The 23678-nt window shown below is 62.7% G+C and carries 24 protein-coding genes; 20 read left to right on the top strand and 4 right to left on the bottom strand.

Features of this window, described 5'->3' with window-relative positions; all coding sequences use genetic code 11:
• Nucleotides 1–57 precede the first annotated feature (57 nt).
• From BMZ79_RS30250 to BMZ79_RS30185, 14 genes are all read left to right on the top strand, one after another.
• The gene (locus BMZ79_RS30250) at nt 58–1713 is read left to right on the top strand and encodes a response regulator (RefSeq protein ID WP_090648055.1); all 1656 of its coding nucleotides are present in this window, start codon (nt 58–60) and stop codon (nt 1711–1713) included.
• Nucleotides 1710–3488 carry a sensor histidine kinase gene (locus BMZ79_RS30245; protein ID WP_090648052.1) on the top strand — a complete coding sequence of 593 codons (1779 nt, stop codon included), beginning with the start codon at nt 1710–1712 and terminating at the stop codon, nt 3486–3488. Before BMZ79_RS30250 ends, BMZ79_RS30245 begins: the two co-directional genes overlap by 4 nt.
• Nucleotides 3489–3602: 114 nt before the next feature.
• Nucleotides 3603–5066: an ABC transporter substrate-binding protein gene (locus BMZ79_RS30240; RefSeq protein ID WP_090648050.1), complete on the top strand. Its 1464-nt coding sequence runs from the start codon at nt 3603–3605 to the stop codon at nt 5064–5066.
• A gap of 202 nt (nt 5067–5268) precedes the next feature.
• Complete coding sequence (locus BMZ79_RS30235; protein WP_090648047.1) at nt 5269–6219, top strand: carbohydrate ABC transporter permease; 951 nt, start codon at nt 5269–5271, stop codon at nt 6217–6219.
• The gene (locus BMZ79_RS30230; RefSeq protein WP_090648046.1) at nt 6216–7046 is read left to right on the top strand and encodes a carbohydrate ABC transporter permease; all 831 of its coding nucleotides are present in this window, start codon (nt 6216–6218) and stop codon (nt 7044–7046) included. Before BMZ79_RS30235 ends, BMZ79_RS30230 begins: the two co-directional genes overlap by 4 nt.
• A gap of 68 nt (nt 7047–7114) precedes the next feature.
• Complete coding sequence (locus tag BMZ79_RS30225) at nt 7115–8965, top strand: glycoside hydrolase family 127 protein (RefSeq protein ID WP_090648044.1); 1851 nt, start codon at nt 7115–7117, stop codon at nt 8963–8965.
• Nucleotides 8966–9403: 438 nt separating this feature from the next.
• Nucleotides 9404–9748: a hypothetical protein gene (locus tag BMZ79_RS30220; RefSeq protein WP_371263821.1), complete on the top strand. Its 345-nt coding sequence runs from the start codon at nt 9404–9406 to the stop codon at nt 9746–9748.
• A gap of 197 nt (nt 9749–9945) precedes the next feature.
• Entirely contained in the window at nt 9946–10311 is a 366-nt protein-coding gene (locus BMZ79_RS30215) for a cupin domain-containing protein (protein WP_090648039.1), read from the top strand.
• Between the two features lie 39 nt (nt 10312–10350).
• Nucleotides 10351–10596 (top strand): hypothetical protein, encoded by a 246-nt coding sequence (locus tag BMZ79_RS30210; RefSeq protein ID WP_090648037.1) that lies wholly within the window; start codon nt 10351–10353, stop codon nt 10594–10596.
• A gap of 68 nt (nt 10597–10664) precedes the next feature.
• Nucleotides 10665–11252, top strand: a complete 588-nt coding sequence (locus BMZ79_RS30205) for a metallophosphoesterase family protein (protein WP_090648034.1) — start codon at nt 10665–10667, stop codon at nt 11250–11252.
• A 59-nt stretch (nt 11253–11311) separates the two neighbouring features.
• Complete coding sequence (locus BMZ79_RS30200; RefSeq protein WP_090648031.1) at nt 11312–11728, top strand: hypothetical protein; 417 nt, start codon at nt 11312–11314, stop codon at nt 11726–11728.
• Complete coding sequence (locus tag BMZ79_RS30195; protein ID WP_090648028.1) at nt 11725–12156, top strand: NUDIX hydrolase; 432 nt, start codon at nt 11725–11727, stop codon at nt 12154–12156. The genes BMZ79_RS30200 and BMZ79_RS30195 overlap by 4 nt, the downstream gene beginning before the upstream one ends.
• 144 nt (nt 12157–12300) lie before the next feature.
• Nucleotides 12301–12738: an NUDIX domain-containing protein gene (locus BMZ79_RS30190; RefSeq protein ID WP_090648026.1), complete on the top strand. Its 438-nt coding sequence runs from the start codon at nt 12301–12303 to the stop codon at nt 12736–12738.
• Between the two features lie 132 nt (nt 12739–12870).
• A complete protein-coding gene (locus BMZ79_RS30185; protein WP_090648023.1) occupies nt 12871–13410 on the top strand; it encodes a hypothetical protein in 540 nt (179 codons plus the stop codon).
• A gap of 144 nt (nt 13411–13554) precedes the next feature.
• Here the strand turns inward: BMZ79_RS30185 and BMZ79_RS30180 are convergent, their stop codons facing one another.
• A complete protein-coding gene (locus BMZ79_RS30180) occupies nt 13555–14034 on the bottom strand; it encodes a DinB family protein (protein ID WP_090648020.1) in 480 nt (159 codons plus the stop codon).
• Nucleotides 14035–14200: 166 nt separating this feature from the next.
• On the opposite strand from BMZ79_RS30180, the gene BMZ79_RS30175 reads away from it, so the two are divergent.
• Complete coding sequence (locus tag BMZ79_RS30175; RefSeq protein ID WP_177222425.1) at nt 14201–14641, top strand: GNAT family N-acetyltransferase; 441 nt, start codon at nt 14201–14203, stop codon at nt 14639–14641.
• A 113-nt stretch (nt 14642–14754) separates the two neighbouring features.
• On the opposite strand, the gene BMZ79_RS30170 is transcribed toward BMZ79_RS30175, so the two are convergent.
• Both BMZ79_RS30170 and BMZ79_RS30165 read right to left on the bottom strand, forming a co-directional pair.
• Complete coding sequence (locus tag BMZ79_RS30170; RefSeq protein ID WP_090648016.1) at nt 14755–15114, bottom strand: hypothetical protein; 360 nt, start codon at nt 15112–15114, stop codon at nt 14755–14757.
• A gap of 84 nt (nt 15115–15198) precedes the next feature.
• Nucleotides 15199–16095, bottom strand: a complete 897-nt coding sequence (locus tag BMZ79_RS30165) for a helix-turn-helix transcriptional regulator (RefSeq protein WP_090648014.1) — start codon at nt 16093–16095, stop codon at nt 15199–15201.
• A gap of 246 nt (nt 16096–16341) precedes the next feature.
• Here BMZ79_RS30165 and BMZ79_RS30160 point away from each other — a divergent pair, with 246 nt between their 5' ends.
• Both BMZ79_RS30160 and BMZ79_RS30155 read left to right on the top strand, forming a co-directional pair.
• Entirely contained in the window at nt 16342–17295 is a 954-nt protein-coding gene (locus BMZ79_RS30160) for a glycoside hydrolase family protein (protein WP_090648012.1), read from the top strand.
• A gap of 230 nt (nt 17296–17525) precedes the next feature.
• Entirely contained in the window at nt 17526–18392 is an 867-nt protein-coding gene (locus BMZ79_RS30155; protein WP_090648009.1) for a hypothetical protein, read from the top strand.
• 6 nt (nt 18393–18398) lie between these two features.
• Here BMZ79_RS30155 and BMZ79_RS30150 read toward each other — a convergent pair whose 3' ends face one another.
• Nucleotides 18399–19322 carry an AraC family transcriptional regulator gene (locus BMZ79_RS30150; protein WP_090648006.1) on the bottom strand — a complete coding sequence of 308 codons (924 nt, stop codon included), beginning with the start codon at nt 19320–19322 and terminating at the stop codon, nt 18399–18401.
• A gap of 178 nt (nt 19323–19500) precedes the next feature.
• On the opposite strand from BMZ79_RS30150, the gene BMZ79_RS30145 reads away from it, so the two are divergent.
• The 3 genes from BMZ79_RS30145 (at nt 19501) to BMZ79_RS30135 (ending at nt 23451) form a co-directional block, all read left to right on the top strand.
• Nucleotides 19501–20238 carry a ThuA domain-containing protein gene (locus tag BMZ79_RS30145; RefSeq protein WP_090648004.1) on the top strand — a complete coding sequence of 246 codons (738 nt, stop codon included), beginning with the start codon at nt 19501–19503 and terminating at the stop codon, nt 20236–20238.
• A gap of 412 nt (nt 20239–20650) precedes the next feature.
• Entirely contained in the window at nt 20651–21808 is a 1158-nt protein-coding gene (locus tag BMZ79_RS30140) for a glycoside hydrolase family 172 protein (protein WP_090648001.1), read from the top strand.
• A gap of 155 nt (nt 21809–21963) precedes the next feature.
• Nucleotides 21964–23451: a hypothetical protein gene (locus BMZ79_RS30135; RefSeq protein WP_090647999.1), complete on the top strand. Its 1488-nt coding sequence runs from the start codon at nt 21964–21966 to the stop codon at nt 23449–23451.
• Nucleotides 23452–23678: the final 227 nt, after the last annotated feature.

Below are 23678 nucleotides of genomic sequence, written 5' to 3'. Positions count from 1 at the left end.
CGCAACGTAGTACTGTAGAAAGAAATCGATTGGCCGAAGAAGGGAAGGAAGAACGGGATGAACATTCTCATCGTGGACGATGAACCGCGGCATCTGAGAGGAATGGCCGCCATGCTGCGGGCGATGCGGCCGGACGCGGACGTCGCGACGGCCAAGGACGGGGAGGCGGCGCTCGCCGCCGTGCGGGACGCGCGCCCCGACGTGGTGCTGAGCGACATCCAGATGCCGAACATGGACGGGCTTGCCTTCCTGCGGCGGCTGGAGGAGGAGGACATTGCGACGAAGGTCGTCATGGTGTCGGCGTACGACCTGTTCGCGTACGCCCAGACCGCGCTGCGCCACGGCGCGTACGATTACCTGCTGAAGCCGGTGGACGCGGAGAAGGTCGAGGCGCTGCTGGAGCGGCTGGAAGCGCAGCTCGCGGCGGAGCGGGAGGCACAGGCGTCGTCGGACGCGCTGCGGCAGCGGCTGCGCGAGGCGTCGCCCGCCTATCGCAGCCGGCAGCTGCACCGCTGGCTGGCCGGCGAGCTGCCGCCGGACGAAGGCGCGGGGCTCGCGGAGTGGCCGGCGCTGCAAGCGGCGAACGTCCTCGTGCTGACGGAGGCCGTCCGCGGGGACGGCGCGGAGGCGGACGGGGCCGCCGCGCCGGAGCCGCCGCCGCTCGAGGAGTTGGCCGAGCGGCTGGCGCTCGCCGCGTCGGCGTTCGGCGACGCATGCGCGTTCGCGCTGCAGACGGAGCCGGCGCCGGGCGCGCGGCTCGTCACGGCGCTGCGCCTCGCGCGGCCGGCGCCCGAGGCGCGGCGGGCGCTGCGCGGCGCGCTGCTCGCCGTCGCCGAGGCGTGGCGCCCGCGCGGCGCGCTCGCGCACGGGATCGCGGCGCTGCCGCCGGAGCCGCCGGACGCCGGGCCGCCGCGCGGGGACGCCGCGGCCGCCGCGCCGGGGCTCTACCGCCGGGCGCAGCAGGCGCTTGCGTACGCGTTCCACGCCGAATGGCGGGGCGCCGTCGACGCCGACGACGTGCTGCCGCCGGCGAAGCCGGTCTTCCGGCTCGACGGGGAGCAGCTCTTCGAGGCGCTCCAGGAGCCGGAGCCGGCGGCGGCCGAGGCGCTGTGCGCGGAAGCGTTCCGCGAGCTCGCGGCCGGCGGCCGGTGCGAGCCGAGGCTCATGAAGGATTACGCGGCCTTGACCTTGATGAAGCTCAAGAGCCGGACCCGCGACATTATCGATACGCGCGTTGGAAGCGTTGTCACCGAGACGGCCGTGTCGGACGTGCCGGCCTGCCGCAGCGCCGAGGCGCTGATCGCGCTGCTGCTGGGCAGCCTCCGCGAGGTGCACAAGTCGCTGCACGAGCGGAAGCAGGGCCGCAGCGAGCTGATCGTCGACCAATGCCTCGGCTGGATCCAGGAGCGCTTCGCCGAGGATCTGACGCTGGAGGCCGCGGCGGAGCGGTTTCATTTCAACGCGTCGTATTTCAGTACGCTCCTGAAGGCCCGCACGGGGCGCTCGTTCTCGGAGCACGTAACGGACGCGCGCATTCGCCGCGCCAAGGAGCTGCTGCTGGCGGGGCAGCTGCGCATCTACGAGATCGCGGAGCAATGCGGCTACCGCGATACGAAATATTTCACGCGGATGTTCAAGCGGCAGGTCGGGCTGTCGCCGGAAGCCTATAAGCACGCGGCGCCGCGGGCGAACGAAGGCGGGGAGACGCCATGACGTTCCGGACGCGGCTCGTCCTCAGCTACCTGACGCTCATCGCCCTGCCGCTGCTCGTGCTGAGCACGCTTTTCTACCGGACGAGCCTGAACGTCGTCACGGAGCAGGCGCAGAAGAACGTGTACGCCGTCGTCAAGAAGAACAACGACGTCATCGACACGAAGCTCGGCATGGCCGACCAGAACAGCCGGTCGCTGTTCGTGGACAAGGACTTGTACGAGATTTTCAACACGCTCCATCCTTCGAAGGAGGAGGAGCTCGTGGCGGCCGACCGGCAGATCTCCGCGATCTTGAGCAAATATTTCTCCCAGAACGAGGACGTGTACGCCGTGCAGCTGTGGACCTCGTACTACAGCTTCGGCCTGTCCCTCTCGCTGCCGCAGGGCGATCCGACGCAGTCGCGGATCTACAAGGAAGCCCTGCGCGCGGGCGGGAAAATGGTCTGGTACCCGACGTACGATTTCACCCGCATGTTCAATCAGCCGTGGCTGAAGGACGGCTCCATCGACTTCCGCTACCTGTTCTCGGCGACCCGGCTGCTGAATTTCTCCCACCTCGAGGACAGCACCCTCGTCAAGCTGAAGCCGGGCGTCGAGCGGCCGGTGCTGACGATCAGCTACAAGTCGACCGTAATGGACGAGCTGTTCGAGCAGAGCATTCCCGCCGGCTCCAGCTACATGGTGCTCGACCCGAACGACGTCGTCGTGGCGTCGAGCGACGGGTCGCAGGTGACCAAGAAGTACGCGCCGGCGTGGATCGAGGCGTTCCGGGCGAAGGGGAGCGGCACCGAGCGGATCAAGCTGAACGGGAAGCATCAGATCGTCTGCTTCGCCCGCTCGGAGGTAACGGGCTGGATGTCCATCGTCGTGACGCCGCAGTCCGCGCTCGTGAGCAGCCTCGTGCCGGTCATCCGCACCTCGACGATCGTCGGCGCGCTGGCGCTGACCGCCGTGGCGCTCTTCTTCGCGTACTTCATCCTGGGCCGGATCACGGGGCCGATCAAGCGGCTGATGAGCGCGATGCGTTCCGTGGGGGAAGGGGATTTCCAGACCCGCGTCGAGGTGAAGCGCAACGACGAGTTCGGGCTGCTGTCGCAGCGGTTCAACTGGATGAACGACCGCATCGCGATGCTCGTCAAGGAGAACTACGAAATCAAGCTGAAGGAGAAGGAAGCGGAGATCCAGGCGCTCAACATGCAGATGAACCCGCATTTTCTGTACAACACGCTCAACATCATGAACTGGACGGCCATCGAGCACGGCCAGAAGGAGTTGAGCAAGATGCTCGTCTGCCTGTCCAACATGCTGCACTACACGTCCCGGAAGGAGTGGGGCGCCGTTCGGCTGGCGGAAGAGCTGGAGTGGATGCGGAACTACTTCTACATCATGTCGGTCCGGTTCGAGGGGAAGTTCGGCGTGACGTACGACATCGAGCCGGCGCTCTACGAGGAGGAGCTGCCGCGGCTGCTGTTCCAGCCGTTCGTGGAGAACGCCATCCTCCACGGCTTCAGCGGCTTGGAGGCGGGCGGCCGGATCGGGATCCGCGGCTGGGCCGAAGGCGGGAGCCGGTATTTCGAGATCCGCGACAACGGGCGGGGCATCTCCAAGGCGGGCATCGACGCGATCCTGTACGAGGAATCGGCGTCCGTCGGCATCAAGAACACGATCTCGCGCATCAAGATGGCTTACGGGGACGACTACGGCATCCGCATCGAATCCGCGCCGGGCGAAGGAACGCGCGTACGCATCCAGCTGCCGCGCAACACCCAATATTAGTCCACCATTCTAGGAATGCTCGGGTTTTGAAAGCGCTGTCCGTCTCTTACAATGGAACTATCATAGACTGCAGCTATGAGCCAATGAGGACGCAATCAGAGAGGGGCTCGCACTATGTCAAGCAATCGAGGGAAGCTCGTTTCCCTGCTTCTGGTACTGATTCTCGCGGTTACGGCCGTACTGACCGGCTGCACCAAGTCGGACGCCGGCTCGAACAACGGCGCCGCCCAATCCAATAGCGGCAACGGCGGCAATAGCGGAGGCGGCGCGGGCGAAGACGCCGGCGCGGGCTCGGCGAACGCCGGCAGCGGCGAACCAATCACGCTTCGCCTCACCGCTTGGGGTTCCCCGGACGAGATCGCGGCCTACAAGGTCGCCATCGCCCGGATCGAGAAAGCCAAGCCGAACATCAAGGTCGACTTCCAAGCGATCAGCGCGGACTACGACACGAAGCTGACGACGATGGTCGCCGGCAACGACGAGCCGGACGTGGCCATGATGGAATCCGCCACGATCGCGTTCCCGCTCGCGGAACAAGGCAAGTTCCTGAACTTGCAGGATTATATGGATAAAGACACGGAGCTCAACATGGACGCGCTCGTGCCGAACATCACGTATTCGGCGGAGCCCGGCAACGTGATCGGCATCGGCCCGGGTCCGGAAACGTTCGTGCTGTACTACAACGAGGACGTGTTCAAGGACGCCGGCATCGAGCCGCCGCCGGCCGATCCGTCGGAAGCGTGGACGTGGGACCAATTCGTGGACGTCGCCAAGCGGCTGACGATCGACAACAAGGGCCGCAATGCGACCGAGACGGGCTTCGATCCGAAGAACATCAAGCAGTTCGGCATCAACCTGCCGACCTGGTGGGGCCTCTACAGCAACTTCATCTATTCCAACGGCGGGGATTTCCTCTCGGCCGACGGCAAGACGCTCGGCCTGAACCAGCCGGAAGCCGTGGAAGCGCTCCAGAAGCTGGCCGACCTGATCAACGTGTACCACGTCGCCCCGTCGCCGCTGCAGGCGAAGAACATTCCGGGCACGAACGTGGCGCTCCAGACCAAGAAGGTCGCCATGGCGTTCGACGGGCAATGGGCGACGACGGGACTCGCGCAGTCCAAGTTCAACTACAACGTCGGCGCGCTGCCGGTCATGAAGGAGCCGGTCACGACGGTCGTCGCGGGCATGTTCTCCATCTTCAAGTCGACCAAGCATCCGGAGGAATCGTGGGAGCTGCTGAAGGCGCTGATCGATCCGGACGCGTCGCTCGACATGCTGACGGCCGGCACGTGGATGCCGTCGCATAAGGATTGGTACACGGACGCGGGCAAGCTGAACAAGTGGACGCAGAACCTGCCGTCCCGCCCGTCCGGCTACAAGGGCGCGGTCATCGACATGCTGCTGAGCCACAGCCACGCGACGCCGACGGCGTACGTCAAGAACTTCAACAAAATCATGGACGTCATCAATCCCGCGCTCGACAAGGTATGGCTGGGCAAGCAGTCGGCCAAGGACGCGCTGGACGCGGTCGCCGCGAAGGCGCAGGAGCAGGTGCAGGGCCGCCGGGACGTGAAGTAGGTTGAATGAGGTTTGTGAAGCAGTTGGTTGAAGTACGCGAAGCAGGTTGGATGAAGCAAGCGAAGCGGGTTAGCTGGAGCAAGTAAAGCAAGCTAGCCGAAGTACGTGAAGCAGCCCGTCCGCGGAGGCGGATCGCGGCGAGCGGGGGACAGCCGTTCCGGACCGGAGGGCTGTCCCTTTCCCTAGACAGGAGGCATAACGCATGGAGATTTCGGCGCAAGGCGGGCAGCAGGCCCGGGCCGCGACGCGGAAGCGGAGCACCGCGAGAGAGCGCAAGGCGCTGTTTTACGGGCTCTTGTTCACGGCGCCGGCCATACTCGGTTTTCTGATTTTCACCCTCGGTCCGATGGTCGCAAGCTTCTATCTCAGCTTGACGGACTACAACGTCTTCAAGGACCATACGTCCTTCATTGGATTCGACAATTACGCGAAGCTGTTCTCGGGCGGGGACGACCTGTTCTACCAGTCGCTCGGCACGACGTTTTATTTCGTGGTGCTGCGCGTGCCGGCGGTCATCCTCCTCTCGTTCGCCCTGGCGCTTCTGCTGAATATGAACGTCAAGGGGCGGTCCGTGTTCCGGACGATCATCTACCTGCCGAGCATCGTGCCGGCGGTCGCCTCCTCGATGATTTGGCTGTGGCTGCTGAACCCGGACCTCGGCCTGATCAACACGGCGCTGGAATGGCTGCATCTGCCGACGAGCAGCTGGCTCTTCGGGGAGCGCAGCGTCATTCCGTCCATCGTGCTGACGACGCTGTGGGGCATCGGCGGCACCGTCATTATTTTCCTGTCGGGCTTGTCCGGCATTCCGAAGCAATATTACGAAGCGATCGACGTCGACGGCGGCGGCTGGTACCACAAGCTGCGCCATATCACGATTCCGATGGTGACGCCGACGATCTTCTTCAACACGATCATGACGATCATCGGCTCCTTCCAGGTGTTCAGCGAGGCGTACATCCTGACCCAGGGCGGACCGAACAACAAGAGCCTGTTCTTCGTCTTCTACCTGTGGCGGACGGCGTTCCGCGACACGGAGATGGGCTACGCGTCGGCGCTCGCGTGGGTGCTGTTCGTCATCATTCTGATCTTCACGTTCATCGTCTTCAAGACGTCCAAATCCTGGGTGCACTACGAGGGGGACCGCGCATGAGAGAGTCCAGGCTGAAGCTCGCCGCAGGCTACGCCGCCCTGCTCATCGTCTCCATACTGTTCATCGTGCCGTTCGTCTGGCTGCTGCGCAGCTCCGTGATGGATCTGTCCCAAATCTTCGTCATGCCGCCCCAGTGGATTCCGAAGCCGTTCCACTTCGAGAACTTCAAGGAAGCGCTGACGGTCGTTCCGTTCGGCACGTTCTTCGTCAACACCTTGGTCATCGTGGCCGGCGTCCTGCTGGGCACGGTCGTCTCGAGCACCGTCGCCGCGTTCGGCTTCTCGCGCATCCGCTGGAAGGGGCGGGACGCGGTATTCGCGGTGCTCATGTCCGCGATGATGCTGCCGGGCGCGGTAACGCTCATTCCGAGCTTCATCGGCTGGAAGGAGATCGGCTTCTACGATACGTTCTACCCGCTCATCGTGCCGGCGTACTTCGGCGGGGGCATCTTCAACATCTTCCTGCTGCGGCAGTTCTATCTGACGATACCGCAGGATTTCGACGAGGCGGCGTTCGTGGACGGGGCGAGCTATTTTCAGATCTACTGGCGCATTCTGCTGCCGCTCAGCCGTTCGGCGGTCATCGTCGTCGCGCTGTTCACGTTCCTCGGCTCGTGGAACGACTTCATGGGCCCGCTCATCTATCTGAAGAGCGACAGCCGGTTCACGCTCGCGCTCGGCCTGCAAATGTTCCAGGGCAGCTATACCGCGCAGTGGGATTTGCTGATGGCGGCCTCGGCGGCCGTCGTGCTGCCGTGCGTCGTCGTGTTTTTGGTCGGGCAGCGGTATTTCCTGGAAGGAATTACGCTTACCGGGTTGAAAGGATAAACGGGGTTAAACGAGGATAAACGAGGTTAAACGAACACGGAACGACGACGATAAAGGAGGCTGCAAGCATGACAACGGTGCAACAACCGGTCCGGGGCTGGCGGGGCGTGCCGTTCTCCAGCGTGCGCATCGACGATGCATTCTGGCGTCCGCGCCTCGAGGTGCTGAAGAACGTGACGATCGACGTCTGCCTGCGCAAGTGCGAGGAGACGAACCGCATCCGCAATTTCGCGCTGGCCGGTGGCTTGGCGGAGGGCAAGTTCGAAGGGATGTACTACAACGATTCCGACGTGTACAAGGTGCTGGAAGGCGCCGCGTACGCGCTCATGACGGAGCGGGATCCGGCGCTGGAAGCGGAGATCGACCGCATCGCCGGGCTGATCGAGGCCGCGCAGGAGCCGGACGGCTACCTGTCCACGTATTATACGCTGGAAGCGCCGGATCGGAAGTGGACCGACATGGAGAAGCACGAAATGTACAACGGCGGCCATCTGATCGAAGCCGCGGTCGCGTACTTCCAGGCAACGGGCAAGCGCCGGCTGCTGGACGTCGCGTGCCGGATGGCGGACCATTACGACGCCGTGTTCGGTCCCGGCAAGCGCCATTGGGCCGAGGGGCACGAGGAGATCGAGCTGGCGCTCGTGAAGCTGTTCGGCGCGACCGGCGAGGAGCGGTACTGGAAGCTGGCGCTCTGGCTGCTCGAGGAGCGCGGCCACGGGCACGGCGTCGGCGCGATCTGGGATAAGCCGGAATGGGGTCCGGCGTACTGCCAGGACGACGTGCCGGTCCGGGACATCCGCGAGGTCAAGGGGCACGCGGTCCGCGCGATGTACCTGTACACGGCGATGGCCGACGTCGTGCTCGCGTCGGGCGATCCCGCCTATCTGGCGGCGCTCGACCGGGTATGGGCGCATACGGTGGAGCGCAATCTGTACGTGACCGGCGGCATCGGACCGTCCGTGCACAACGAAGGGTTCACCCACGACTACGATCTGCCGAACGAGTCGGCGTACTGCGAGACCTGCGCCGCCATCGCGATGGCGTTCTGGAACCACCGCATGAACCTGCTCCACGGCGACGGGAAATACGCGGACCTCGTCGAGCGCGAGCTGTTCAACGGGGCGCTCTCCGGCATCTCGCTGTCCGGCGACCGGTTCTTCTACGTCAATCCGCTGGCCTCGAAGGGCGAGCACCACCGGGTGGCATGGTTCCACACGTCGTGCTGCCCGACGAATCTCGCCCGGTTCCTGCCGGCGATCGGGCAGTACCTGTACGCGGCGACGGAGGACGGCCTCGCCGTCAACCAGTACGCCAACGGCGAATCGGCCGTCGAGCTCGGCGGCGGCGCCGGCACGGTGCGGATCGCGCAGTCCACGGCGTATCCGTGGGACGGGCGCGTCGTGCTCACGGTGACGCCGGAGCAAGAGGCGTCGGGCGAGTTCGCGATCCGGCTGCGCGTGCCGGGCTGGTGCCGGGGCTACCGGGCGTCGGCGCAGGGCGCGCGGGTCGACGGCGCGGAGGCGCTGACGGCGAAGGGCTACCTGGTCCTGAAGCGCCGCTGGGCGCCGGGCGACACGATCGAGCTGACGCTCGACATGCCCGTCGAGGTCGTCCGCGCCCGGCCGGAAGCGGAGGCGGACCGGGGCCGCATCGCGCTGCAGCGCGGCCCGGTCGTGTACTGCGTCGAGCAAGCCGGCAACGCCGGGCTGCGCTACGACGGCTTCGCGCTCGGCGCGCACGCGCCGTTCGCGGTGCAGCACCGCGCGGAGCTGCTCGGCGGCGTGACCGTGCTGCAGGGCCGCACGGCCGATGGCGAGCCGTGCGAGCTCGTCCCGTACTACGCGTGGGACAACCGCGAGGCGGGGTTCATGCAGGTGTGGGTCCGCGAGGCGGAGGACGGGCGGCTGTACCGGTTTTGAGTTAGGCGAAACCGCGGGGCGTTCTGGCTCGCTAGGCGATAGGGAAGAATAAAGATAAGGATTAACGAGGCCAACCATTCGATGGTTGGCCTCTTTGCGCTGTTCTACGAGCGGTAAGCTCGATAACGTTAAGGAAAACTTAATCGACAATAAGAGGGCGCTTCCGTAAAATGGGAATCATGACATTCATATAAGAGGCATCAGCATGCGACCATTCGTTGACGGTCCCGGTTTATCGGACCGCTGCAAGGGGGAAGCCGATATTCGGAATGGGTTTATCGCGATATGGCTAGGATTGGCGATTTTGCTGACGGTTTCCGGCTGCAAGTCAAACGAAACGTTTGCGGAACATGATAACCCCCCCATGTCCGCTACATTAGCCGGTTTGGTTGGACGATTGATAGATTTAGCTCCGAGACGCGATATGGCAAAAATACGTTGCCGGCGCATCAGGAAGCGCTTTCTCGGATTACGGAAAAAGGGCGGGTCGATCTATCGTCGTATTTCGATCGGGAAATTATCGAAACCGGCTATGTGCTGAGCGAGTCGAAATTCGGATACAATCGAATCATCTGCTATATCTTGGAGGTCGAGGGGGATATAATCGGTTCCTATTTGGCATTAAATATATCGGTTCTGGAGAAGGTTCGCTACAACATTACGGAAGGGCCGATAAAACCGATGGCGACTTTTACCGATTTGGAACCAGGCGACTTTGGAGAATCGTTCTTCGGTGTCGGAAAAGAACGCGATACTGCCCCTTTTAACCCGGTGAAAGATTAGCGTTATGAAAGACGATATACGCACTATAGGCTTTGTGGGATGGCCCATATCGTTGTTTCTTTTCAGCGAGCATGGCTCGATTTTTTTATTTGCCAGTGGAAGCTATTGTTTCTAGCGGATGAACGCGAACTAAACAGCTTAAACAGGCTCAAGAAACATCCTGGGTTAACCTCAACCCTACCTAAGGAGATGTTCGCTTGAAAATTTACGCATTCGGCAAAGCCGGCGGCAAAAGCATCACGCCATTCGACAGCAAAGGGGCGTCCATCTCCCGGATTATCAAGCACGACAAGCCGACGCATATCGGCTGCATCCATCTCGAGCCCGGCGGGAACGTCGGCCGGCACGAGGCGACGACCAACCAGTTGTTCGTGGTGCTGAACGGGCAGGGCTGGGTGACGGGCAAAGAAGGCATCTCGTACCAAATCAAGGCCGGTCAGGCCGCTTACTGGGAGGCCGGCGAAGCGCATGAATCGGGCACGGAGCACGGGATGACGGCCGTCGTCATCGAGAGCGAGCAAGTGGAGCCGCTGATGACCGAGATTCCGTGGTTAAACGATTGATTCGCGGTTAGTCCATATCCGGCGAGAGGAGCGCTCCCGATGAACAAGCTTCAAAAGCGCGCGTTGGCCGGTGCCATTCTGGGCGGAATCCTCTGGGTCGTCAGCGGCATCGCGGGCTTTGTCATCCATATGAAGCAGGCCGAGGAAGAAATGATGGCCTTTTACCCTACGCACAACGGCATGCTGCCGGTATTGGCCTGCATGCTGCTGGGCGGCCTCGGGTTCGTGGCCATGGTGATTAGCTTGGTGGTTTACATAACGACCAGCGTGGCGAAGAAAGGGTAGAGCCGCGGCCTTATCGGCCTGCGGCAGCGCCTTTATCCCCGCGAAGATCGTTCCCGGAGGGTGCGCGCATGAAGCTGTTTATCGTCTCCGACGAAGAGTCGGCGTATATTTGGGATCATTTCGATCCGGAGCGGTTCAAGGATATCGACCTTATCATCTCCTGCGGCGACTTGAAGGCGGCATACTTGTCGTTCCTGGTAAGCATGCTGCCGGTTCCGCTCTTCTATGTGCACGGCAACCACGACGCGACGTACAAAACGCACCCGCCCGAGGGCTGCGAATGCATCGACGGCCGGCTCGTCCGCTACCGCGGGCTGCGGATCTTGGGGCTTGGCGGCAGCCATCGCTACAGTCCGGGCGACCACCAGTACACCGAGCGGCAGATGAGGTGGCGCATCGCGAAGCTCCGTCCGGGACTATGGCGCGGCAAAGGCGTCGACATCGTCGTCGCGCATGCGCCGGCTTACCAGCTGGGCGATGGCGAGGACCCGTGTCACCGAGGATTCCAATGCTTCGTCGACCTCATGGACCGGCATCGGCCCCGGCTATTCCTGCACGGCCACCAGCATTTGAATTACGGGCGCCATCCGAGAGTCCGCCAGTACCGGGACACCCGAATCGTGAACGCGTTCGGCCATAGCATTGTGACGCTGTGACGAATCCGTTACAATGTAGGGACCGAATTGAAAAACCATTGGCAAAGCGGGTGAACCCGATGAAACAAATCCGTCAACTGCAGCTATGCTTCGACGAGGACGGCCGCGAGATCGAAGTGCTCGACGTGTCCATGATCGACCCGGATACGTTGACGATCGAAGAGAATCCGATCTTCAGCGAGCGCGTTTCGTTCGGCGACCGAATCCGGGTCCGTCGGATCGGCGACGTGTATTATTACATCGAAACGCTCCGGAAGTCGGAGCTTGTCCGGCGCTCTTGGCTGCTGAGCCGGCGGGTCAGCCGCTCGGCGGAGCTGAGCGCCGCGAAGGCGCGCATCGCGGAAGCGGGCGGCAATTGGGAGCAGGTCTTCGGCGGCCTGCTCGTGATCAACGTGCCGCAGGCGTTCGAGGGCGGCATCGCCGCGGACATCGACGCGATCATCGCGGACATCGACCGGCTTGGAGGGCAAGCGTGAGACAACCGATTTTTTACGGCGCGGTCCATCTGCTGTTCTATCGCGGCGACCGCGTCCTGCTGCTGAAACGGATCAACACCGGCTTCGAGGACGGCAAGTGGAGCGTCGTCGCGGGGCGCATCGACGGCAACGAGGAAGTGAAGGCCGCGGCGATCCGCGAGGCGAAGGAAGAGGCCGGCGTGACGATCCGGCCCGAGGATCTGGACGTCGTCGGCGTCATTCACCGCAAGAACGTCAGCTCGGAATGGATCGATTTTTACTTGCGGGTCCGCGCATGGAGCGGCGAGATCGCGAACATGGAGCCGCACAAATGCGAGGAGCTGGCGTGGTTCTCCCTGCGCGAGCTGCCGGGCGACATGATCGGCTACATCCGCACGGCGGTCGAGAAGGACCACGGGGCGATGTGGTTCGAGAGCTTGGGCTGGTAAAGTCGCGTACGCCGGAACGAAGGCAAGCAATAGCGTACATAGCAAAGGGCCGCTAATCCGGCCCCGCACGAAGCCGCCCTGACGGAAACCATCGGCGGCTTTTTTGCGTTATAGGGATATCTTGGAACGGAGGGGGAGTAGCGCATGGGAAACAAAAACATGGGGGCGGCGGCGATCATCGCGGATACGGCCGGCCGCGTCTTGCTCGTCAAGCACAGCTACGGCATGTTGAATTGGGATCTGCCGGGCGGCAAATCGGAGACCGGCGAATCGGCGCGGGAGACGGCAAGCCGGGAAACGTTGGAGGAAACGGGGCTCGACGCCGCGGTCGGCGCGCTGACCGGCGTGTATTACGATCCTCGGTACGATATGCACCATTTCGCGTTCCTCGCGTCGAATCGGACCGATCGGGCGCCGGAGCCCGCTTCGCCGGAAATCCTGGCATGCGGGTATTTCGCGCCGGACGCGCTGCCCCGGCCGATGAGCGACTTTACGTACCGGCGCATTCAAGACGCGCTGGCGGCAAGCCGGGAGGAGTTGTTTCACGTTATCGGCCCACGAAAGTGGCTGGATGAGTCCTAGTTCCGGCAGTCAATGAAACGTCCGGTTAACCCTGATTTTGGACACCGCTTCACCGTTCCATGCCAAATACTTTTCGGGCGGCCGTGCTTACAATAGGCTTGACCAGGCATGGATGAGGAGAGGGGACGCGACATGACGGCAACGAACCAGGCGATGTACGACGTAGGGGAATACGGCGCGGCGGGGGACGGCAAGACGCTCGATACGAACGCCGTGCGCGAAGACGTTCAGCTCCTGGTCCAGCGCCGGCCGGCAGTCGAAATTGCCGCCGAACGTACGTGCCCCGCTTTGTACGCGAAGCACGTGAAGGGGCTCCGCATCCGCGGCTTCGAGCTCGAATGGGCGGGCGTCATGCCGGCCTACTGCCGGAGCGGCCTCGGGATCGAATGGTTCGCGGACGTGACGATCGAGGGCTTCCGCGGACGGCAGCCGCGGCCGGACGAAGGCGCGGCGATCGTGCTGCGCGACGGCCGCGGCGCGGTCGTCCGGAACAGCGCCGCCGCGCCCGGGTCGGCGCGGTTCCTACATGCGGAGCGCGTGGATGGCGCGGCGCTGTATACGGGCAACGTCGCGCTCGAGGCCCGGCAGGCGGTCGGGCCGGAAGGGCACGGGTTTGCGATGCTTGGGAACATTGAACGGACGGACGAGGGATCAGAAGAGGTTTCGAGCTGAAGCGCGCAGCGCATGGAACGGACGAACGCGCCGGCGGCGAAGCAAAAAACGGCTTATCGCCTTAGCGCGAGAAGCCGTTTTGGCGTGGAGCGACGGAGAAGAGAATGCCGGCACCCGGCACCGCGCCGCGGCCGGATGACCGGCTTACGTGCCGCGGGTCTGCCGGTAAGCGTCCCGCACCCGTTCGATCTGGTCGAGGTGGCCGCGAACATGCCGCACGCGGTAGCCGAGCAGCTCCTCGAACGTGAACCGCGCCTGATCGGGGTAGACGCCGACCCGCCGCCATTCTTCGGGCGTCAGCTGCTCCATCAGCGTCTTCATGCCGCTGCGCAGCAAGCGGAACAGCTCCAGCTGCTCCTCGCGGTCCATCAGGCCGTACCTTAATCGCGCCGTCCATGCTTCTTGGTCGAAGGACGCCAGCATCGGCTCGTCCTCCGCCAGCACTTTGCGCATCCGCGACGTCGACGAGACCTCCGAATCCGTCACGTGAATCAGAATCTCGTGAATGCTCCACCGGTCGGGCGCCGGTTTGAAACGCAGCTCCTCTTCGGTCAAGCCGTTCACGGCCTCCCGCAGCAGGTCGTAGCCGCGGGCGTATTCATCGATCAGCGTTTGCGTTTGCATGGGGTCTCCTCCTTGTCAACGGGCCGGTTTCCATTTATTGTAGCATAGGAACGGGGCGGCCGGTCGGTAACGGGCAAGATTGCGCCTCCGCTTCCAAGCGGCAATTGATAAAGGTGCCGCACCATTTAGGACGCGAACGATTGCGAAGCAGGACGGGGGGATGCGAATGGCGACGATCAGAAGAGCGACCGAGCAGGATCTGAAGAGCGTGGAGGGGCTATCCGAGCGTTGGGTTTCGGAGGGCCTTACGCATGGCCTGGCGGTGACGACGGAAGCCGTGCTGCGCGGTTACTTGGGGGACTATTTCTGGGTGGCGGCGCTCGATTCGGCCATCGTAGGGTATATCATCGGCAGCGTGCGCGAGAGCGAAGGCTTGGCGGTGATCGAACAGGGCGAAGCGTATCTGGAAGTCGACGAAGTGTACGTGCTTCCGGAGCACCGGAGCATGAACGCCGGCCACGGGCTCGTCGATCGCCTGCTGCAAGCGTCGGAGGAGAACGGAGTCCGCCGCGCCGTCGTGTATTCCGCGAGCAAGCAGTGGCAGCGGATGGTCGGGTTCTACGAGAAGCACGGATTCCGGATGTGGTTCGTGCAGATGTACCGTTGAGGCGAACATGCCGAGGGCGGGCAGGCGCGCACGGCGCGCATTCGGACGGGGGGCGAACGAAAGAAGGCTGGAACCGCGGGGTGCCAGCCTTTTGCTATGCGTGGCGAAGCGCGTCACCCGGCGTCCGTTTCGATCACGAACCCGGCCACCGTCGCCAGGTCGGCCTCCGTCACGACGAGCTTGCCTTCGGGCGGGTCGCCCGCGGCGATGGCGCGTACCGGCTTCAGCCGGCCGCCCGCCGCGGCAAAGACGCGCACGCGGGCGAACGGACGGTCCAGCCGCAGCTCGCCGGCGGCGAACGGGACGCAGGCCGCCTCGCCGGAGTCGGAGACGGCGCGGTCGTCCTGCGCGATGACGGCCCAGCGGCCGGTGAACGCGACCGGCTCGGCGGCCGGGTACGCGACCGGGCCTGCCGCGCCGTCCGCGCGCAGCGCGAGCGCGGTCAGCCGCGGCGACGGCCGGTTCGTCGTCATCTTTAACCGGAAACGGCCATCCGTTTGCCGTTCTGGGCGCTGCGCGTCTTGGCGACGCCCGCGTGACGGCCTTCGGTCCGCCGCTCATCTCTCCCGCGCCTCGAACCGCTTGCGGTAGCCCGACGGGCTGACGCCGGCGGCCGCGGCGAACCGGCGGGCGAAGTACGCCGGATCGTCGAAGCCGACGGCCGCCGCGATGTCGGCGACGGCCTTGTCCGTCGTCAGCAGGAACAGCTTCGCTTGCTCCTGCCGGACGTCGTTTACGTACTCGTTCGGCGTGCGGCCGAAGACGGCGCGCATGCAGCGCGCGACGTAGATCGGATGGTAGTGAAGCGCCTCCCGCAGCCGCGCGTTCGTGACGGGCTCGCGATAGTTCGCCTTCAGCCAGGCGGCCGCGCGCTCGGCCAGCCGGACCGCGGCGGAATCCGCGCGCCGCTGCCGGGCGTCGCCGCAGAGGCGCTGCAGCAAGCCGTGGAAGAGCGTCTGCTGCTGCCAGCCTCCGGCCAGATCCGACCGGGCGCTCAGCGCGAGCAAGCCTTCGATGTCGGCGTAGACGTCCGGCGGCTCGGGCAGCGTCAGGTAACGCGGCAGCCGCAGCTCGTACTGGTGCCCGAAGTCGCCGGGGTAGCCGAGCTCCGCGCTTCGCTGCGGGGCGGGCGGGACGGCGCCGGCGTCGCCGCTCCATTCCGTCCATGGCGCGAGAATTTGAAAATGCAGCCAATAGAAATGCGTTTCCTCCTCGCACGGCCCCGTCGGATAGTGATGCCGATCCGGCCGCAGGATGACCGCCTGTCCGGCTCCGACCCGCACGTCGGCGCCCGCCTCGCCCAGATGCAGCGCGCCGCGCGACACGACGATCAGGTCGAACACGCCGATCGCCTGACGCTCCACGTGCCGGTCGCCGGGCTGGAAGACGTCCCGGCCGGCGGTCAGGAAATGCGGGAGCGGCGGGATATGCGCGAACAGCTCGTTTAACGGCATGAAGCATCCTCCGGTTCTTCGTCGTCTCGGGTTTCGAAAGTGCAAATCGGTTCGCGAAACCCGTCATTCGGCTTTCATCTTAATGCTGCCTGCGATCCTTGTCAAAGGCGGATGGATCGGCATCGAAAAGGAACGCGCAAGCGGCACGCTTCGGTTTCGAATATCCAAGCTTTCGTTCCGATTCGTCCTTGTTCCGCTCGCCGCCCCGGCCTATAGTGAAGGTTACAAGAGGAGGCGTTACATGCGATGAGCAAGAAGCTGTGGCAATTATTCAGCGGCGATTACCGGCAAAACTGCCTGTCCTGGCACCATTCCCCTCACAACCCCGTCATTCCGGCGAGCGGCGAGACGTGGCGGAGCGTCTGGGTCGCGAACCCCGACGTCATCGAATTCGGCGGCCGGCAGCTGCTGTACTACCGCGGCAACGGCATCCAGCCGGCTACCGACGGCAAGCGGCACGACCGGCTCGGCGTCGCCGAGATCGCGAGCGTGACCCGCGACAACATCGGGCTGCGCGACCTGAACGGCGGCGAGCCGATCGTGGACGTCGGCGCCCCGGGCGAATTCGACGATAAAGACGTGCTCGATCCGTCGGCGGCCGTGTTCGGCGGCAAAGTGTTCGTCTACTACTCCGCGATCGGTTCGGGACCGGACTGCGTCGGACTGGCCGTCAGCGAGGACGGCGTGCGCTTCGAGAAGGCCGGCAATATCATGGAGGGCCGTGCGCCGGCGGTCATCGTCAAGGACGGCTATGTCTACATGATCTACCAGCTGCTGGAAGAGAACGGGTACCAGCTGTACCTGTCGCGTTCGCAGGACGGAATCCGGTTCGAGCCGGTGTCCGACCGCCCGATCTTCGCGGGCGAGCCGGGGAGCTGGGACGCCTTGTCGATCGTGACGGCGCAGCTGACGCAGGACGGCGACGCGTATTACCTGATGTACGGCGGCAGCTCGTACCTGGTGGACGAGCCGGATTTCTTCGGCCTTGCGCGCTCGACGGACCTGCTGCGCTGGGAGCGGCATCCCGGCAATCCGATCTTCGGCTGCGGCGCGATGGGGCAGGAGGACGGAGGCGCGATCTGGTTCCCGGCGCTAATCGAGACGGAGGCCTTCTTCGCCATCCTGTACGAAGGCAGCCGCGGCAAGTACAGCTGGGACATTTCGTCGCAGATCTGCATGGCGACGATTGCGAAGGCGTAGCGCGGCGCGATAGCCGCAAACAAAAGCGACCCCCGTACGGGAGTCGCTTTTTGGCTTGCGCGGGTGCGGCGGGTTGGCCGCGGATCGAATCTCTTGGTCATGGCATGAAACATGGAGGCGGTGTCAGCATATTGAACATCCGCGTCACGGTTGGCGCCAAAAAATGAATAACGCTGCCCGAACGGGCAAAGATAGGATTGCTCCTATTATTATTTTAAAAGGAAAATGTTATGAACGCATTCTGGTCGCATACCTTTTGGTACGTATTGTTGGGCCTGGCAACCTTAATTCAAGTCGTATACGCGCTGTATCGGTCGGAGAATCGCTTCCGTACCTTTGCTTTCTATTTATCGCTTGTGGGGCTTCCGTTGTATTTTGAAACCTTTATCATGATTTTTTTGAACGCGTATGTGTATTGCCCCCGAATTATCCAAAATCCAAAACTCGATCCCTTCAATGATTCGTTAGCGGGGAATCTGTTCTCGCAATTTGGAGTGGCATCGTCTGCGCTGCTATTGATTATTCGCCGAAAACGATATTACTGGCACGTGGTTGTCGCCTTTATTTACGCGATGGTAGAAGTGCTATTCGTGCATTTGGATATTTATCGTCATCATTGGTGGAAAACGTGGATGACATTCCTAGCGCTGTTGCTTTTTTTCGCCATTTCGAAATGGATGCATGCGCATCTGGTTCGGGGTGTCCGTTCGTTATACTTTAAGGGCTACCTTATACTGGGCATGTTCCCGATCTGTACGATACTACTCATTTGGGGCGTGCTCGATTTGTTCGGGTATATGCGGTTTACGACATCGCTGTTCCCGAACCACCCGAGAATAAGCCGTTATGGGCTATACCAAATCTTTACGATGGCCAGCTATATCCTTGTCCTCTGGGGATACTTTAGAAAACATTGGGTTTGGAGAATCGTAACCGTAACTTTGTTAGGTACCTTGATATATTTGGGTTACAGAGGTCATCTTTTAGTCTTCCGGGAAGGTTATGTCGTGCCGATCGGAATCTTAATGATCGTTTGGATGCATTTCTCCGTATGGTGCTTAGACGCATTATATGGGAAACGGCAACAAGAACGGTAAGCAAAGTCACTCGCGCTGCTCCATCCGCAGCCGGTCCCGGAACTGCTTCGGCGAGCAGTCGTTCAGCCGGTTGAATTGCCGGTAGAAATGCCCGAGGTTGGACATGCCGACGGCCGCCGCCGCGTCCGCGATGCTGATGTCGCGCGTCAGGAGCAGCTGCTCCGCGCGCTTGATGCGCTTGAAGACGACGAATTCGGTGAACGTCATGCCGAGCGCCTTTTTGAACGATTTCATGAAATGGGTGCCGCTCATGCTGAGCAGCCCGCTGACCGTCTCCACGGACAGCTTCTCGTGCAGATGCTCCTCGACGTGGTGCAGCGCCGGGCGAAGCCGTTCGTACAGCAGGTGGTCGTGGTAGTGGAGCCGCTTGCGGCCGTCGCTTCGCAGCAGCATGAGGAGAATCGTCTTGATCATGGCCGAGACCGCGAGCTCGCAGCCGATCTGCGGGTCGTTCATCTCCTTGTAAATGCCGCGGATGAGGGAGGCGACCTGCGCGCGGGCGGCGCGGTTCTCCCGGAAGATATAGTTGAGCGCGCTGAGCGGCCGGATGATCTCCGCGAAATGCATCATGTTGTTCATCGTGCTCTGATCCCAGTACTTGCGCAGGTTCAGCTGGAACACGAGATAGCTGAGCGGCGCGTCGTTCGCCTGCAGCGTCGTATGGGGCTCGGCCGAGCCGAACAGGGCGACGTCGCCCCGGCGCAGCGGCAGCTGCTCCTCGCCGTAGTAGGCGGTCATCTCCCCGCGGAGAATCAGCAGGAATTCGATTTCGTCGTGGTAGTTCCACGCGGGGAACGGCACCTTCCGCTGGCCGTCCTTGTCCCGGCGGTAGGCCCGGTCGCGCTCCGGGTCCGAGTCGATCCGCCAAATCTTGATGGCGAGGAAGGGGTTCTGGTAGGCGACGTGCTCGTGATGGATTTCGGCGGTCATGGCGGCGCTCCTTTTCCGGACATCATGGCGTAACGCCAGTGTAGCACGAATCGGCCGGCTTGCGGGCGGAAAGACAGGATACCGTAAAAACTTCGCCCGATCTGCAATCGATCCGAAGCGCCTCGTTCCTTATAATAAAAGCAAACTTGAATCCCCTTACAGGAGGAACGAAACGACGATGACGAACCAAGCGATCAATGTCACGATTTGGAATGAATTCCGCCACGAGAAGACGAACGCGAAAGCCGCCGAAATCTATCCGCAAGGCATGCACGCCGCGATTGCCGAAGGGCTGAACGTGCAGGGCGAAGTGCGCTTCGCGACGCTGGACGAGCCGGAGCACGGCCTGACGGAAGAAGTGCTGAACGGCACCGACGTGCTGATCTGGTGGGGCCATCTGGCGCATCACGAAGTGAGCGACGAGATCGTCGAGCGCGTGTACAAGCGCGTGCTGCACGGCATGGGGCTGATCGTGCTGCACTCCGGCCATTTCTCGAAAATCTTCCGCAAGCTGATGGGCACGTCCTGCGACCTGAAATGGCGCGAAGCGGACGAGAAGGAGCGCATCTGGGTCGTCAATCCGGCGCATCCGATCGCGGCGGGCATCGGCGAGTACATCGAGCTGCCGGCCGAGGAAATGTACGGCGAGCACTTCGATATCCCGCAGCCGGACGAGCTGGTCATGGTGAGCTGGTTCGAGGGCGGCGAAGTATTCCGCAGCGGCTGCTGCTACACGCGCGGTTCCGGCAAGGTCTTCTATTTCCGCCCGGGCCACGAGACGTACCCGACGTACCATAACCCGCAAGTGCGCAAGGTCATCGACAACGCCGTCCAATGGGCCGCGCCGGCGGGCCGCGACTATCCGAAGTACGGCCACGCCAAGACGCCGCTCGAGCCGATCAAGGGCGCGCGGTAAGCGGCGGGGACGCCGTGCCCGGAGCTCCGGGCCTCTCGAGGTCAGCGAATCAACGACAAGCTTCAAGCGAACCCGCTTGAAGCTTGTTCGCGTTCCGGCGCGCATGCGGCGGAATGGTCGAGCATCGGTCGGAATCGGCGGAGCGAAGCGACCCGGCCGCAACCGGCTCGAGAGGGACAGGCCGGAAGAGGGATTGACCCTCCGCCAACCATTTGAAATAATAACAACGATCGAGAGATGTCAGCGTTTCCATGCTTGCGTATGCGAGCTGAAGGCTGGAAGTCCGTAGTCGAAAGCGAAAGTCGGAAGTCGGAGTAGAAACCGAAAGGAGAAAGCGAAAGTCGAAAGCGAAAGTCGGAACTACACCCTCGGGGGAATCACAGGCTAGAGACGAAACGGAGCGATCGACGATATGCAGCAACTCTATCTGCGCAAAGAAGGCACCTCCCACCGCGCGTCCAGCTGGGACCGGACCGGCGGCAACCGGGATTGCCTTGAGATTACGGCGGGCGCGGCGGCGGTCATCGCGGACCTTGAAGGCCCCGGCATCGTCAAGCATATCTGGATGACCATCGGAGCCCGGGACAAGTACGCGTTCCGCAAAGCGCTGCTGCGCATGTATTGGGACGACGAACGCGAGCCGAGCGTGGACGCGCCCGTCGGCGATTTCTTCGGCGTCGGGCACGGCGTGGCCAGCCATTACGTGTCCATGCCGCTGAACATGATCACGACCCAAGGCGTCGTGGAGAACAAGGCCGCGATGAACTGCTTCTTCGAGATGCCGTTCCGCCGGAACGCGCGGATCGAGCTGGTGAACGAATGCGAGCACGACCTCGTGCTGTACTATTACGTGGACTACGTGAAGCAGCCGGTGCCGGAGGACGGCTTCTACTTCCATGCGTCGTGGCGGCGGGAGAACCCCACCAAGGGAACGTCGGACCTCGAGCGGCTCAAAGCCGGGCAGGACGCCCAGGACCAGGCCACGTATGCCGACGTCAAGGTGTGCGAGATCAAGAACCTGACGGGCGACGACAACTACGTGCTGCTGGACGCCGAGGGCGAAGGCCATTACGTCGGCTGCAACCTCAGCATCGACCATATCAATCCCGTGCCGGGATTCAGTTGGCCCGGCGAAGGGGACGACATGTTCTTCATCGACGGGGAGCCGTGGCCGCCGCGGCTGCACGGCACGGGGACGGAGGATTACTTTTGCGCGGCGTGGGGGTATCCGTCGGGGCAGTACTACGCGCCTTACCATGGACTGTCGCTGTACGCGCCGATTCGCGAGAACGGCGACGCCTGGCGGGAAAGCAACACGATCCCGTTCCTCGAATATTCCGGCAAAATGACGCAGTACCGCTTCCATATCGTCGATCCGATCATCTTCCGCAGCTCGCTTCGCTTCAGCATCGAGCACGGTCACGGCAATGCCCAGTCCAACGACTATTCGTCCGTCGCGTACTGGTACCAGCGCGAGCCGCACAAGGCGTTCCCGGAGATGCTGCCGGTCGCGCTGCGCCTGCCGCTCGCCGAGAAGGAAAGCGCGAGGCGGTTTTACCGGACGTTCTGAGCGCGAGCGGGGCGCAGGGCAAGACGGGTTCGGCGTTTTCAAAATAACTATAAAATTTGGATAAAATGGATGTATTAAGAAACCTTTCTTCCTGTCCAGCGTCTAAGTGGAAGGTCTCGCATTCAACCGCTCATGGGCAAGGAAGGAGATTAACAGTGAGAAGAATCGCAAGCAGGATCGTTTCGGCGATTGCGGCAGTAAGCCTCGGGCTTGGCGCGTTTGCCGGAATCGGCGCTGCGGCCTCCGGCGCCGGAGACGTAACTTCGTTTCAGGATGTCGCGCAGACGCATCGGATCGGGCACCAGATGGTATTCGACGTGCAGGGGGCCAAGGCGACGTTGGATGGACAAGCGGTCGCGCCGAGCAAGTCGGTCGTCAAGGACGGCAGGGTCTTCATTCCGCTGCGGCTGCTGGGAACAAGCGGAACCGCTTCTTCCATTAAGTGGGATGCGGAGAAGCGGGAAGCGCACATCGTCATGAAGCCGCAGGTCACGTCCGTTCGCGAGGAGCTTGTCTTTCGTCCGGGGAAGGAGCAGCTATTCACCGCTGATGGCACGCCGTTCTCGGCCGAAAAGATTCCGGCTCCGTTCGTCAAAGACGGCTTAACGTACATACCGGTTAAGCCGCTCGCGTGGCTTGGTATTTCGGCAGTGCTGGGGAAAGGAACGATGACCTGGCAATGGAATGCGAATACGATTCGACTGCTGACGCTTGGTCAAGCGACCGATCAGGAGTACGTGTCGCTGAGCATTCTCAATGGGCGGAACATGGGATTGCCGAATCTGCAGATTGCTTCGGCCGAAGGCAGTTGGTCAAGCGTGGCCGGGGCCGTAATGCCTTTAGGGTTCGCGCAGGCCGGCGAGCTATACGATCGGGTGGGGTTTACCGTGAAGCTGAGCCCGGGGCTCAACCGGGTCCGATTGTCCGCGGCTTCCGGGGAGACGGTCGAGTTCGCGGCGATCCGTACCGTGCCTTCCGGCACGACGCCGGTTCCGCTGACGGAAGCGGGGCAGCGGTATTTGAAACTCGAGGCGCCGCTGCACGGCTATTTGACCGCGCTCGACGGCGTGAAGCTACGAATTGCGGGAACTGCAGCGGATGATGCCGAGAATAGGCTTAGAATCGACATCCGGTTCTTTCAATACGTGGACCGGGCGGCCGGGACCTTGACCTACGGCTATTTGCCCGGTAAGCAGATCGCGATTCGGGACCGGGCGTTCGAAAGCGAAATTCCGCTCGAGGGCGGCCCCGGATTTTACCTGGTTAAAGTGGAGAGCTCGAAGCTCGCGCCTTCCGGGGCCGAAATGACGGCGTACGCGCAAATCATGGTCGAGACCAAGCCGAACGCTGCGCCTCCGGCGGGATCGGACAAAAGCTACAGAGGCTATAAGAACGAGGACGATCCGAGCTACGTTAACGCCGTAAAACAAGGCGAAATGCCGCCGCCGCTCTTAAGCGACGGCTGGCTGTCGGAGGACCTGCTGAAGCGGATTCACGGCATATCGCTCGTGGCCGGCAAGGACGGCAGCGTTCCCGCGCTGCCGAACGATTACTACCTCATGCTGGATGCAGCCCCTTCCCGGATGCTGCTGCATGCGGTGTTTCCGGAAGGCTGGAGAAGCCAGTCCTCCTTCTCGCGATGAGCCCGGAGAACGGCACGGGAATCATGATGATGACGTACAAAGGAACCCCGTACTTCGGCATTCGCAGTTTGGAGCAGGCCGGCGTAATTCCGGAAGCCCCTTCGGCAACCTGACGAGACGGCCGGCATCCGCCGGTCGTCTTTTTTGCTGCGCTTGATTCGTAGGCGGCACCTAGCCCGGCTAATGTTCTACCCCCGTACAGCCTTCCGTCCTGCGCCGCTTTCGCT

Origin of the sequence: Paenibacillus sp. UNC496MF, assembly GCF_900113915.1 — a bacterium.
Taxonomy (GTDB): domain Bacteria; phylum Bacillota; class Bacilli; order Paenibacillales; family Paenibacillaceae; genus Paenibacillus_Z; species Paenibacillus_Z artemisiicola.
This window is presented reverse-complemented; position numbering and strand designations above follow the sequence as displayed.